Source organism: Pedobacter sp. (assembly GCF_041645105.1).
In the GTDB taxonomy this organism is placed as follows: domain Bacteria; phylum Bacteroidota; class Bacteroidia; order Sphingobacteriales; family Sphingobacteriaceae; genus Pedobacter.
The window spans coordinates 235,936-249,349 of record NZ_JBAZQQ010000006.1 but is presented as its reverse complement, the minus strand read 5'-3'; the positions used below and the strand labels follow the sequence as shown (position 1 = coordinate 249,349).

The following is a 13,414-nucleotide window of genomic DNA, read 5'->3' as shown; positions in this document are numbered from 1 at the left end:
ATACTGCGCATACCATGAGCACAGCATTTGGGTGCAAATTTTGTACATTTGTTAAGGTCGGTTGTTAGCTGCGTGCCTTGTATTTTCGAGATTCGCGGCATCCAGCGATTAGTTGATATTTTTATCGAATTAGTTCATCCGTACTAAAGCCAGTTCGATTGCCGTCGGACTGGTTTTTTTTTATTTTCAGGTAGCATTTACTTCATTACCGTGACCCTCCTCCCTTCAATTTTAAATCTAACTGCATTTGAATAACTCAGCATTGTTAATACCTCACTGATATTTTTATATTTCGAGATATTTCCGTTGAATTTTTCATCAGATATTTCACCTTCATATTCCACTTCAATATTATACCATCTGCTCAATTCTGTCATAACCTGATCTATGCGTTTGTTATTGAACCTGAAATAGCCATTTTTCCAGGCCAAAACTTCTTTAACATTTGCAAGTATGATTTTGAGTTTATTATCATTCATTAATATTGATTGCTCTCCCGGCTTTAGAACATTTCCGTTATGGAACGGCCCCACATTTACCTGTATTGAGCCTTCAACTAAAGTTGTCAATGTTGTACCTTTATCCCTATAGCTATTGATATTAAAGTGTGTTCCTAAGACATGAACTTCCTGCCCTGCAGTTTTTACGACGAATGGTATTCTTTGTTTATTTCCCAAACCATCTTTAGAGTACGCCTTAGCAACCTCAAAGTACGCCTCACCTTGCAGCGTGATATTTCTGACAGATGAACTATTGGACATAGAAGAAAAGCTAAGACTTGTTGCAGAATTAAGCCAAACATTAGTACCGTCAGGAAGTTTAACTTGATATTGCCCCCCTTTAGGCGTCGAAATTGTTCCGGCATTAACTCCCTTAAGTTCACTTGTAATATTGGAACCATCATTATAGCTTATTTTAGAAGCGTCAATAACCAATCCTGTTTTAGCATCACTTAGAGATATTGTTTTTCCATTAGCCAATTTTAGTATAGCAGCATTTTTACCGGCAGGAACATCGTTTTTAGCTATAACTCTATTATTAGTATTTAACCCAGAATACTCTGATTTATAAAACCAAACACCTGCCCCGAACATAACTATAATAGAAGCAGCAACAGTAAGCCATTGCCATAACTTATGGTTAACAGATGATTCTTTATGAATTGAACCATAAATATGCTTCCAACTTTCCTGTCCAATCTGACTAAAATCAATTGATTTATCATCAATGGATCTTTTTATTGCAGCCTTTTCATAAATCCTTTCTACCAGATTACTTTCCTCCAGCGTGCAATTCCCTGACAGGTACCTGTCAATCAATTCTTCTGCGTTTTGTTTTGGATTTATCATTATTCTTTGATTATAATTATGACACTTCTCAACCTATGCAGGTGGTACTCGGTGATAAAATAAATCTTATAATCTTAAGAACCTGCTTATGTTTAATGTCGGTGACGTAGGATTTCCATAAGAATAATGGATGCTCCAGCATACTTATCCATTTTGATTTTAATAGCTTTTATCGAGTTCGATATTTGTTTTTTGACCGTATCTTCCGTTGTTCCTAATATGACTGCAATTTCTTTATTACTAAGAAAATCCTTTCTACTCATTTCAAATACTTGTTTCATCCGAGGGGGTAAAAGATTAATCTCTTCTTCGATTAAAGCGATCAGACTTCTATCGTCTATTTGTTTAATGAGCCTCTCATCTGATTCAGGCATTGCTTCAGCGAGCATAACTATAAAGTCATCACTGACTTTATTTTTCCTGATATAATTAATCACCCTATTTCTTGCCATCACATACAAATATGATTTTAAGTTTGTTTTAATTTCAGTTGAAGGGATTTTAGACCACAGCGCGATAAAAAGTTCCTGAATTACATCTTTAGCTTGGTCTTCATCATTAAGCATCTTATAGGCATGAAGAAAAAGTGGGTGCCAGTATCTTCTATAGACCTCAGCAAATGCAAGTTGATCATGCTCCTTTAACAAAGAAGTTAATTCCTGATCAGAAAAGCTATTATAGTCCACAATCATCAAGTTTTCCTCGATGTCAAAGTTACCGATTTTTAAATAAAACTTGCCAGATACCATATTGCCATACTTTTGTCATCATTCCGGCACAATACTTGCTAGGAGTTCCTCGATTAGAAAAATTAAATAAACACATTATGATTATGAAAAAATTACTCTTTACTTTAATTGCTGTTGCGGGCCTTTTTACAATGAATGCTACTAATGCTAATGCTCAAGATTACAAAAACGCAATTGGTGGACGTTTTGGAAGCTATAACGGAGTTACTTTTAAAACTGGCTTAAACAAAGGCGCTATGCTTGAGTTAATTGGTAACTTTAGAAGCTCTAGTGGTGTAAAGTACATGCAGTTGACTGGTCTTTATGAGGTTTACAACCCAATTAGCGGTGCACCTGGATTAAACTGGTACTATGGTGGTGGTGGTAGCATAGGGACTATGAAAGTTAAAGGGTTTGATAGCGATGTTTACTTAGGTTTAAATGGTGTTTTAGGTTTAGATTATAAATTTAATGGCGCACCAATTAACCTTTCGTTAGACTGGATTCCTACTTTAAGACTAACTCCTGATACTGACTTCTACAGTGGTGATATAGGTTTAGGTGTGCGTTTCACATTCTAAGCTTCTTTAAACATTACAAAAAAAGGCGACATTTTTACAAATGCCGCCTTTTTTTGTGATCAGCTCCCTGCTTAACCCTAAAAATTACCTTCTCTGAAGAGCATAGGAAAATTTTGTCCTTCTTCAGGACAAAAGGTTCCCGTGATGAGGAGAACGGTTATTTTTACATCCACTGTTTCCTTACTTTCTTTTGCAATTCACTGGCTTGCTCATCAATCTCTCCCACCAATTTTATACCATGGTAATTTTTAAGCGTTACCTTAATGTCTTTAAGCTGTCCATCTCTGGCAACCTTTATCACGACAACATCACCAACCTTTTTACTTGAAATAGCAGGCATTCTTTCAACTGCAGCTTCAATAGGTACACCGTCTATACTAATCAGTTCATCATTAGCATTTATTCCATCAACCCAGGCAGCAGAATTACGAAGTACTGCAGATACAAACATTCTTCCTTCTATTTTTTTAGAGGTTACCCCTAAATATGCGCTACTTTTACCTTCCAACTCATTTTTCACATTTATACCTGCATACCCAAAGTACTTAGCATACTCAGGCAAAGTAGTACCATTTACATATTTGGCCCAGAAATCAGTAAAATCCTGTCCGCTGATCTTCTCTACCATAGCCTTAAATTCTGCATCTGTAAAGCCTCTTTTTTGTGCTTTATTCTGATAATACATTGCATTCATTACATCATCAAGACTTTTTGTTCCTTTCGTAGCATTCGAAATTGCTAAATCCATCAATATACCTACAACTTCTCCTTTGGCATAATAAGAAACTGTCGTGTTGTTCGAGTTTTCATTTGGTCTGTACAACTTAATCCATGCATCATAACTAGCTTCCGCTACCGATTGAACTTGAGCTCCAGGAATATTAGATACATTGCTTACTGCAGTAACCAACTGATCTACAAATTCCTTCTCAGTAATAAAACCTGCACGTAGCATCAACTTATTCTCATAATAAGCGGTAAAGCCTTCTGCTACCCACAAACTAGTCGTATAGTTTTCATTATCGTAATCAAATGGCCCTAAAGCTATTGGACGCATTCTTTTGACATTCCAGAGGTGATAGTACTCATGAGCAACCAGATTTAAAAAACCTATGTAACCTTCCTTAGTATTATAAGCATTACGACTAGCTCCCAATACGGTAGAATTCAAGTGCTCTAGGCCACCGCCACCAGTTGTAAAATTGTGAACGATAAAAGTATAATGTTTGTTTGGGTTTTCACCATAAATTGCTGTTCCCTGCTCAACAATTTTAGCCATGTCAACCTTAAGCTTTTCTTTATCGTAATTACCTCCACCATACATAGCAACTTCATGTTTTACACCTGATGCAGTAAAGTAAAATATATCCTGATTACCTACTTCAATCGGACTATCGAATAGTACATCAAAATCCTCTGCAGCATAAGTAAACTTCTGACCAGCAATAGGTTCCAAACCGGTCGACACTTTAGTCCATCCTTTATAAGGATTAATCTTTACCGTACTTGGATTTTTCAACAATCCATCCGGGTACATGAATATACTTGTGCTGGAAAGAAAAGCATGTGTATCATCAATAAAAGAAGTACGGACAGAAACTTCAAATCCATATACTCTATACTTAATTTTTACAGTATTGGCTCTGGTTGTATATACCCTCCAGGCATTTTTTCTTACTTTTTCATGTTTTAGTGTTTTACCGTTGGCTGTTGCAGCAAACCCTTCTACACTTTTAGAGAATTCGCGTACCAGATAAGACCCTGGGGTCCAAACCGGCATTTTGACATCAACATAATCTTTGACCAGACCTGAAATGGTCATTTCTACTTCGGCATAATGTGCCTGCGGTTCTATAAAACTAATTTCGAACCCTATTTTTACCTGTGATTTGGCCGTCATACCTACTGCGAGTAATATTACTAATGCGATTAATGTTTTGTTCATATGAATAATAATTGCTAAACTGTGCCAAACTTAGAAAAATTTGCCCCTTAAAGCAAGGCAGTTTAGCTTTGGCATCCGACCTCAGGTCCTATGCTGATAAGAATTACATCCTGTAACACACTTAATACAAGCTATTCTTGTCATTTTAAATATTTTTGTACGTTACCATAAACAAAACTGTTTTCTTTTATCCTTAATTTAAGGAAAGGAAAAATATCTAACACAAATGTGACCGATTAACCTCGTTTGCAAAAAAGAACCACACAAATGAAAGTGAAGTACATTATTTATGTCCTTATAGGTATAGGACTATGTTATTTAATCTATTACAGAATCACTGCAAATAAGAAGATTGCAGAAAATGGAGCAAGCATGGGCGGTAAGGGCAAGGCTGGTTCCACAAAAGGTCTTCAAGTTGATGGTGTAGTTGTCAAGGAAATTGATTTCACCAATGACCTCGATATAACAGGCACACTTGAAGCTAATGAATCTGTTGAGCTCAGAAGTGAAGTATCCGGACTGATTACCAGTATCAATTTCAAAGAGGGCACGAATGTTACTAAAGGCAGTTTATTGGTAAAAATCAACGACAGAGATATACAAGCACAACTGCAGGAGGCCTTGACTAAACAAAGACTATCGGCTACCAATGAAAACCGCTCTAAACAACTTTTAGAAAAAGGCGCCATCAGTCAGGAAGAGTACGACACCTCACTGGCAGACCTGCAATCATTAAAAGCTCAAACACAACTCATACAGGCACAACTTGCTAAAACTGCTATTTATGCTCCTTTTAGTGGTAAGATTGGTTTACGTTCTGTTTCTGTGGGAGGATATTTAACGCCATCTACGCTTATTGCAAACTTATCGAGTATTAATCCTTTAAAAGTTAGTTTTTCAGTACCAGAAAAATATATTGGCCAGATAAAACTTAACTCTGAAATATCTTTTAACACAGATGGATTTAACAAGTCATTTATCGGAAAAGTATTCGCCATTGAACCAGGGATTAATACCCAGACGCGTACGCTACAAATTAAAGCATTGGTTCCGAATGCCAATAATGAATTACTACCGGGCTCTTTTGTTAGGATCAAACTTGGTTTGAATACGATTAAGAATGCTTTATTAATTCCTAACGAAGCCATTATTCCTGTTTTAAAGGGAAAAACAGTTTTCATCAGCAAAAATGGTAAAGCAGAACAGATACCAGTTGAATCAGGTACGCGTACTGCAGAACAAATCCTGATTACCTCCGGCTTAAGTGTGGGTGATACTGTATTAACTACTGGTGCTATGGCCTTAAGAAATGGCTCTCCTGTAAATGTTACGGTTGTTAATCATAATTCAAAACCATGAGTATTTCAACCACCAGCATAAAAAGGCCTGTCCTGGCCATTGTGATGAACCTGATGATCCTCCTGTTTGGGGTAATCGGGTATAACTTTTTAGGGGTAAGAGAATATCCAAATATTGATCCTACGGTAATTAACGTACGAACTTCTTATCCTGGAGCAAACTCTGACATTATTGAATCTCAGATTACTGAACCATTGGAAAAATCTATTAATGGTATTGACGGTATCAGGAACATCTCTTCTTCTAGTAATCAAGGCACCAGTAACATCACCATCGAATTTAATCTGGATAAGAATATTGATGATGCAGCAAATGATGTTCGTGATAAAGTATCAGAAGCAGCCAGAAGATTACCTAAAGATATTGACGGGAATCCTGTAGTAAGTAAGGCTGATGCCAACTCGGATGCTATTATCACCATGACCATACAGAGTGATAAACGTAATGTAATGCAACTGAGTGATTATGCTGAGAATGTTATTGCTGACAGATTACAGACTATTACAGGTGTTAGTAGTGTACAAATTCAAGGGCAAAGGAAATACGCTATGCGTATCCGAATATCTCCAGACAAGCTTGCAGCTTATGGTTTGACATCGCAGGATATTGTTGCTGCTTTAGATAAAGAGAACGTAGAATTACCGTCAGGAAAAATTACCGGTGCAAATACTGAGCTTATTGTAAAAACCTTAGGTAAGTTAACTGATGTAGAAGAATTCAATAACCTTATCCTGAAAAATGACACACACAATGTCGTAAAACTAAGAGATATTGGTTTTGTAGAACTTGGCTCCGAAAATGAAGAAACAGTTTTAAGGGAATCGGGAAAACCGATGGTTGCTGTTGCACTGATACCTCAACCTGGAGCAAATTACCTTGACATTTCTAAAGAGTTTGACAAACGCTTTATACAATTACAAAAGGATGTTCCTGAAGACATTAAACTGAATATATCTTTAGATAATACCAAATTCATTAAGGCTTCAGTAACAGAAGTTGCAGAAACGATTATTCTGTCGTTAATCCTGGTAATCTTAATCATTTATTTGTTTTTCAGGGATTGGGCCATTGCTATCCGACCACTTATTGATATTCCTGTATCATTGATATTTACCTTTTTCATCATGTATGTCTTCGGGTTTTCTATCAATGTATTGTCGCTTTTGGCAATTGTATTGGCCACAGGTCTGGTCGTGGATGATGGAATTGTAGTTACAGAAAATATCTTTAAGAAAGTTGAAGAGGGATACTCTCCATTTGAGGCTGCCATAAAGGGTTCAAATGAAATATTTTTTGCGGTAATTTCCATTTCTGTGACTCTTGCGGCAGTGTTTCTACCAGTTATATTTATGCAGGGCTTCGTAGGCCGGCTGTTTAGGGAGTTTGGGGTGGTAATTGGTGCAGCTGTATTGATATCCGCTTTTGTTTCTCTAACCCTTACACCGATGCTGAATGCTTACCTGATGAAAAAAACAGGGCATAAAAAATCCAGGTTCTACGAAGCTACTGAGCCGTATTTTGTAAGGCTTAATGAGGGTTATGCAGAGAAGTTAAATTATTTTTTAGATAGGAAATGGCTAGCCATTCCTATTATAGCTGTTTGTATGGGATTAATCGCATTATTCTGGACTATATTACCAAAAGAGACAGCTCCCTATGATGACCGTAGCGCCATAAACATGAACCTGACCACACCAGAAGGTTCTTCCTTTGCTTATACAGATAGGTTCATGATGAAAGTTCAACAGATGGTTAACGACTCTATTCCTGAAAAGCAAGTAAACATTACAATTACTTCTCCGGGTTTTGGAGGCGCAGGATCTACGAACAGTGGCTTTGTAAGAATGGGACTCGTTCCACCGGGTGACAGAGATAAAACCCAGGCTGAAGTCGCTGCTAAGCTGACTAAAATTACCAGAAAATATTCTGAAGGAAAAGTTACAGTTACGCAACAGCCTACAATTTCAGTTGGACGACGGGGCGGCTTACCTGTTAATTATATTATCCAGGCACAGAACTTTGAAAAGCTAAGAGAGAAAATTCCAATATTTATGGAAGAGGTGGCTAAAGACCCTACTTTTACAACTTCTGATGTAAACTTAAAATTCAACAAACCTGAAATTGACCTCACTATTGACAGAGATAAGGCAAAGAATCTTGGTGTAACAGTTTCGGATATTGGTACGGCATTACAATTAGGCTTAAGTGGTCAGCGTTTCTCCTATTTCTTTATGAATGGAAAACAGTACCAGGTTATCGGACAATTTGAGGTGGGCGATCGTAAAGACCCCTTAGATCTAAGTTCGGTGTATGTACGCAATAATAAAAACGAACTAATACAGCTAGACAACCTGGTTACTGCCAAAGAAGAAAGTAGTCCGCCACAACTATATCGAAACAATCGTTTTATTTCGGCTACAGTTTCGGCTGGGTTAGCTCCAGGCAAAAGTATTGGAGAAGGTATTGCCGCTATGGACAAAATCTCAGAAAAGATACTTGACGAATCTTTCTCTACCGATCTTGGCGGCGAATCGAGGGATTTTAAAGAAAGTTCATCAAATACACTTTTCGCATTCGGACTTGCATTACTATTGGTTTACTTAATACTTTCGGCTCAGTTTGAAAGTTTCATAGATCCCATTATTATAATATTAACAGTGCCAATGGCCGTTGCCGGAGCCTTTTTATCCCTTTGGATATTTGGACAAAGCTGGAACATTTTTAGTCAGATAGGAACCATTATGCTCATCGGCCTGGTAACCAAGAACGGCATTCTGATTGTTGAATTCGCCAATCAACTTAAAGAACAGGGTAAGAGTGTGCATGATGCCATTAGAGAGGCTTCAGTATCAAGGTTGAGGCCAATCCTGATGACCAGTCTTGCTATTGCCATCGGAGCACTTCCTATTGCATTAGCATTAGGCGCTGCAGCAAAGAGCAGGATGGGTATGGGAATTGTTATTGTAGGCGGAACTACATTTGCATTAATTCTAACCCTCTTTGTCATCCCGGCCATTTATTCATATTGGTCAAAAGAGCACAAACCTAACTCAGATTTACAAGATTCATTAAAAGCAGCATTAGAACATGAAACCATTAGAAGCTAACCTACAAACTATCAACAATGTAGCTTCTGATAGCTTCATCTCCACTGAAAAAAAAATAGAATTCGATGAAAAAGCTTAATTATATGCCAGGGAAACGTGGCACTGTATTATGCCTGCTGACGGTTTTGATATGGACAACACAACTGGCCTTTGCACAGCAAAAGCTGAGCCTGGAAGATGCAATTGGTATTGCACTAAACAACAACTACGATATTAAACTGGTAAACAACGACATTCAAGTCGCAAAGAACAATGTGAATCTTGGAAATGCGGGGATGTTACCCAGAGTTGACGGAAGCTTTTCTGATGGAGGTAGTAAACAAAACATTACCAGGACCCAAAGCAATGGCAACCAGCAAACACTAGATGGAGTAAGAAATACAAGTATGAATTACGGAGCTTCATTAGGCTGGACAATATTTGATGGTTTACAGATGTTTACTAATTATGAAAAACTTAAGGAGCTTCAAAAACTAGGTGAAGTTAATGCAAAAGCGACCATATTGACTACAGTAAGTAATGTAATAACTTCTTACTATACAGTATTGAAAGAGCAACAACTGGTAAATGCAAGAGACAGTGTGCTAGATATCTCTCAACTAAGATTACGCATAGCCAATAACAAATTAGCTATTGGAAGGGGCTCTAAACTAGATGTTCTTGCGGCTAAGGTAGATTACAATACAGATACCTCTGCTTATTTACAGGAGATCAATTTACTTAAAACAGCTAAAACTGCGTTGAATCAGGTGATGGCAAGAGATTTAAATACGGACTTTAAAGTTGACAATCAGATCAATATTGATGGCGCCTTGGACTATGCCGCTTTAAGTACACAAATGGCTCAATTAAACCCTGATTTACAAAATGCTTTTATCAATAGGAAAATAGCAGAGTTGAATTTAAAACAGATTAAAGGACAGCGATATCCGGTAGTATCAGTCAATAGCGGGTATGAGTTCCAGAAAAGTGCAAGTCCGACTGGCTTTAACACCCAACAGCGTGCCCAGGGTTTCACCTACGGTCTTACTGCGAGCTTAAATATCTTTAATGGTTTTTTGCAGCGTCAGAATGAGCGTAATGCAAAAATAGGCATCAGTTCCTCGGAATTAACCTTCGAAAAAACTAAACAGGAGATCAATGCACAATTATTATCTACCTATCAAAGCTATAGTACAAATCTCGACTTACTTAAAATTGAGAAAAGCAATGTTGATATCGCCAGACAAAATTTGGATATAACCTTAGAGAAATATCGGTTAGGCAGCATTTCTCCTTTAGAGCTTAGAGAAGCACAAAAAAACTCAATTGATGCAATAACACGCTATCTTGAAGCTCAATATCAGGCAAAACTTACAGAAATCAACCTAAAAGAAATCAGTGGCACTTTAAATATTCAATAAGATTACTATTTTTAGCAAATGATTCTAGTAGCAGACAGTGGTTCCACAAAAACCGATTGGATGGGTTACAGCCCAAATGAACAAATCAGTTTTAGTACACAAGGCATTAATCCTTATTTTCTTAATGCACATGATATATTCAAACTTTTTTCAAAGAAGAAAGACATTGCAAAGTATGCAAGTCTTGTAAAAGAGGTTTACTTTTTTGGAGCTGGTTGTTCTTCTCCAGATAAGATAGAAGTCATATCCAATGGGATTTCTTCTTTTTTCACCAATGCTTATGTAGCTGTAGAACATGACCTGATGGGTTCAGCTTATGCAACCTGTGGGGAAAAAGAAGGCTTAACTTGTATACTGGGCACGGGTTCAAATATATCTTATTATGACGGGAAAGATTTGCATCATGGTACTCATGGCTTAGGCTATGTATTAGGAGATGAAGGTTCTGGAACATGGTTCGGACGTAAGCTGGTTACCTCTTACTTATACCATCAAATGCCAGCGGAGTTAAGTGTAGCTTTTGGCAATGAATTCCAGATAGACAAAGAGACAGTAATTACCAATGTATATCAGAAAGCTGCTCCAAATACCTACCTGGCCTCAATAAGCCGTTTTATGATTAACCATAAGGATCATCCATTTATTGTGGATATACTTCGCGAAGGATTCCAGGAATTTGTGGATACCAATATCAAAGATTACAGCAACTATAAGAACCTGGATTGCCATTTCGTTGGTTCAATAGCTTTTTATTATCAGGATATCCTTAGAGAGGTATGCTCAAAGAACCATATTAAAGTGGGGCAAATTCTCCAAAAACCTATTGAGGGAATTTACAATTATATCTTACGTAAAGAGGGCATCACTGTTTAAGTGATGCCCTGTAATGTTATTGCTGTTTAGACAGCAATTTTTTTAACAATCCTCTTGTCCATTTGTCGCCCAATAATTGAGGCGATTAAATTGAGTTTATCTTGCTCTTTAGGAAGAAATTCCCTCTCTTCTTTACTTATGATGCAAATCGTTCCAACCTGGATACCATTATTGATCATGATAGGCACAGCTCTATAAAACTTCATACCCATTTCAGCTGCAATTATAGGGTTAGTTATCCATGATGGTACTTCGAGCTGACTTTCAATAAAATCAACCATATCATTGATCACTGCTAATGAACATACATTTGATTCTCTGTATGGTTCTAATAGACTTACTCTTTTAGGCCAAAGGTCTTCTCCGTCTACAAAATTGACTATAGCGATTTGCATTTTAAAGACATCAGCAGTATATGATGTCAAATCATCAAGAATTTTTGATGAGGATGTTCCTAAAACCTTATATCGGCTTTTATGATTAAGCCTTGACTTTTCGGCTGTAATAGCTCTGTTTATTCTATTTTCCAAATTCTGTATGACAATAGGTAGTTGTATACTAATAAACAATTACCATACCTATATTACATTTTCATTCAGTCGTTAGTTAAAAGAACCACAACAACTGCCTGATAAGCAAATACTAGGTCTTTTCATTCAATTTCTGACTTTTACCAGATAATTACATTTCGTCGATTAAATTTAAGATTCTGGGAATTAAAAATAAAACTGAGGATTTACGAGAAATGAGCGAGGCAAAATTTACTCAGTATTCTACTGGTTCATAATTAATAAAAGCCCATTCATTCTTTTTGTCTTTCTGATAGTAAACCTTGTAGCTTTTATTAGGCGGAATGGTAAAGTGAAAAGTTAGCTCCTTCTCGTTCTGATCTTTTGGAATAAAGCCAGGAAGTAAAGTATCCGCTATGAGTTTAATCTGCATTTCAGGGTACATATATTGCTATTTAATTAAAGATTTTATTTTAATTGCTTATTATACACAAATTTATCTTATAATTGAATATCTAAACCGCTATTTGATAAAAATGAAATCATTTTTTAACGCCTCGTTATTAGTTTTAATTAGCTCACTAAGCTTTGGCCAAGAGATGCCGCGGTCTACGCAATACATTTTTAACAGTTTACTGATTAATCCTGCTGTATCTGGGATTGATAATTATACTGACTTAAAACTTGGTCACAGAAATCAGTGGAAAGGTCTTGAGGGTGCTCCTGTTACTCAGTATATTTCTGTACATGCTCCGATTGGCGAAGACTTTGTCAGAGGCTCAGTAAACTCTTTTTCTGGCGCTGGCTACAACCCATTAAGCCGTAGTTATGTAAATTCATATACTTCAGCAGAGCCTCACCATGGGGTTGGTTTTTATGCCATTACAGATAAGGCGGCAAGAATCAGACAAACAAATGTAAATGCGACTTATGCTTATCATCTTGGACTTAGCCTAGATTTGAACCTATCAGTGGGAGTTTCTGCCGGAATATCCTCTACTAGTATAGATGTAGCCCATGTAACAGTAGATAACGCGGCGGATCCACTCTTAAGCGCCGACTACAACAACAGAATAAGACCGGACGTTGGAGGTGGAATTTGGCTTTACAGTCCGAGGTTCTTTTTAGGCGCATCAGCAAAGCAAATACTAGGCTATCGTTACCCGACTGCAAACAAGCACACCAACCTTTCAGCTTACCAGACTACTACATTTTATGGCACTGTGGGTTATAAATTTTTTGTGGATGAAGACATTGCCTTTATTCCATCTACATTACTTACCTATTGGTTAAGTGCACCAATGACTATGGATGCGAACCTTAAAATTGCTTACCAAGATAAATTCTGGATTGGTGGCAGTTTACGTAATAACGATTCCTTTTCTGCACTTGCTGGATTTAATATTGGCTCATTAGTCAACATCAGTTATTCTTATGATGTAACTACATCAGCGTTGAGATCTGTAAGCAATGGCACACATGAAATTGTATTGGGCATCCTGTTAAATAACAGGTATGATGTAAAATGTTCTACACGTCAGTTTTAATACCTTAACAATT

The 13,414-nt window shown here is 37.1% G+C and carries 11 protein-coding genes; 6 read left to right on the top strand and 5 right to left on the bottom strand.

Features of this window, described 5'->3' with window-relative positions:
- Window positions 1–197: 197 nt before the first annotated feature.
- Together WC623_RS19465 and WC623_RS19460 are read right to left on the bottom strand one after the other, a co-directional pair.
- A complete protein-coding gene (locus tag WC623_RS19465) occupies window positions 198–1,349 on the bottom strand; it encodes a FecR family protein (protein WP_372854208.1) in 1,152 nt (383 codons plus the stop codon).
- A 92-nt stretch (window positions 1,350–1,441) separates the two neighbouring features.
- Window positions 1,442–2,098, bottom strand: coding sequence for an RNA polymerase sigma factor (locus tag WC623_RS19460; RefSeq protein ID WP_372854207.1), 657 nt, complete (start codon window positions 2,096–2,098; stop codon window positions 1,442–1,444).
- An 83-nt stretch (window positions 2,099–2,181) separates the two neighbouring features.
- On the opposite strand from WC623_RS19460, the gene WC623_RS19455 reads away from it, so the two are divergent.
- Entirely contained in the window at window positions 2,182–2,658 is a 477-nt protein-coding gene (locus tag WC623_RS19455; RefSeq protein ID WP_372854205.1) for a hypothetical protein, read from the top strand.
- Window positions 2,659–2,821: 163 nt separating this feature from the next.
- Here WC623_RS19455 and WC623_RS19450 read toward each other — a convergent pair whose 3' ends face one another.
- Window positions 2,822–4,603: a M61 family metallopeptidase gene (locus WC623_RS19450; protein ID WP_372854203.1), complete on the bottom strand. Its 1,782-nt coding sequence runs from the start codon at window positions 4,601–4,603 to the stop codon at window positions 2,822–2,824.
- A gap of 267 nt (window positions 4,604–4,870) precedes the next feature.
- On the opposite strand from WC623_RS19450, the gene WC623_RS19445 reads away from it, so the two are divergent.
- The 4 genes from WC623_RS19445 (at window position 4,871) to WC623_RS19430 (ending at window position 11,345) form a co-directional block, all read left to right on the top strand.
- Complete coding sequence (locus WC623_RS19445; protein WP_372854201.1) at window positions 4,871–5,962, top strand: efflux RND transporter periplasmic adaptor subunit; 1,092 nt, start codon at window positions 4,871–4,873, stop codon at window positions 5,960–5,962.
- Window positions 5,959–9,069, top strand: a complete 3,111-nt coding sequence (locus tag WC623_RS19440; protein WP_372854199.1) for an efflux RND transporter permease subunit — start codon at window positions 5,959–5,961, stop codon at window positions 9,067–9,069. Before WC623_RS19445 ends, WC623_RS19440 begins: the two co-directional genes overlap by 4 nt.
- Before the next feature lie 65 nt (window positions 9,070–9,134).
- A complete protein-coding gene (locus tag WC623_RS19435) occupies window positions 9,135–10,472 on the top strand; it encodes a TolC family protein (RefSeq protein WP_372854197.1) in 1,338 nt (445 codons plus the stop codon).
- A gap of 18 nt (window positions 10,473–10,490) precedes the next feature.
- Entirely contained in the window at window positions 10,491–11,345 is an 855-nt protein-coding gene (locus WC623_RS19430; protein ID WP_372854195.1) for an N-acetylglucosamine kinase, read from the top strand.
- A 26-nt stretch (window positions 11,346–11,371) separates the two neighbouring features.
- On the opposite strand, the gene WC623_RS19425 is transcribed toward WC623_RS19430, so the two are convergent.
- Both WC623_RS19425 and WC623_RS19420 read right to left on the bottom strand, forming a co-directional pair.
- Window positions 11,372–11,875, bottom strand: a complete 504-nt coding sequence (locus WC623_RS19425) for a GAF domain-containing protein (RefSeq protein ID WP_372854193.1) — start codon at window positions 11,873–11,875, stop codon at window positions 11,372–11,374.
- A gap of 235 nt (window positions 11,876–12,110) precedes the next feature.
- Window positions 12,111–12,287 carry a hypothetical protein gene (locus WC623_RS19420; RefSeq protein WP_372854191.1) on the bottom strand — a complete coding sequence of 59 codons (177 nt, stop codon included), beginning with the start codon at window positions 12,285–12,287 and terminating at the stop codon, window positions 12,111–12,113.
- Window positions 12,288–12,390: 103 nt separating this feature from the next.
- Here WC623_RS19420 and WC623_RS19415 point away from each other — a divergent pair, with 103 nt between their 5' ends.
- Window positions 12,391–13,401 (top strand): type IX secretion system membrane protein PorP/SprF, encoded by a 1,011-nt coding sequence (locus WC623_RS19415; protein WP_372854189.1) that lies wholly within the window; start codon window positions 12,391–12,393, stop codon window positions 13,399–13,401.
- The last annotated feature ends 13 nt before the right edge of the window (window positions 13,402–13,414 follow it).

Coding starts and splice junctions, on each gene's coding strand:
- WC623_RS19435 (WP_372854197.1), top strand. CDS start 9,135: ATGAAAAAGCTTAATTATATGCCAGGGAAACGTGGCACTGTATTATGC.
- WC623_RS19455 (WP_372854205.1), top strand. CDS start 2,182: ATGAAAAAATTACTCTTTACTTTAATTGCTGTTGCGGGCCTTTTTACA.
- WC623_RS19460 (WP_372854207.1), bottom strand. CDS start 2,098: ATGGTATCTGGCAAGTTTTATTTAAAAATCGGTAACTTTGACATCGAG.
- WC623_RS19420 (WP_372854191.1), bottom strand. CDS start 12,287: ATGCAGATTAAACTCATAGCGGATACTTTACTTCCTGGCTTTATTCCA.
- WC623_RS19465 (WP_372854208.1), bottom strand. CDS start 1,349: ATGATAAATCCAAAACAAAACGCAGAAGAATTGATTGACAGGTACCTG.
- WC623_RS19430 (WP_372854195.1), top strand. CDS start 10,491: ATGATTCTAGTAGCAGACAGTGGTTCCACAAAAACCGATTGGATGGGT.
- WC623_RS19415 (WP_372854189.1), top strand. CDS start 12,391: ATGAAATCATTTTTTAACGCCTCGTTATTAGTTTTAATTAGCTCACTA.
- WC623_RS19440 (WP_372854199.1), top strand. CDS start 5,959: ATGAGTATTTCAACCACCAGCATAAAAAGGCCTGTCCTGGCCATTGTG.
- WC623_RS19450 (WP_372854203.1), bottom strand. CDS start 4,603: ATGAACAAAACATTAATCGCATTAGTAATATTACTCGCAGTAGGTATG.
- WC623_RS19445 (WP_372854201.1), top strand. CDS start 4,871: ATGAAAGTGAAGTACATTATTTATGTCCTTATAGGTATAGGACTATGT.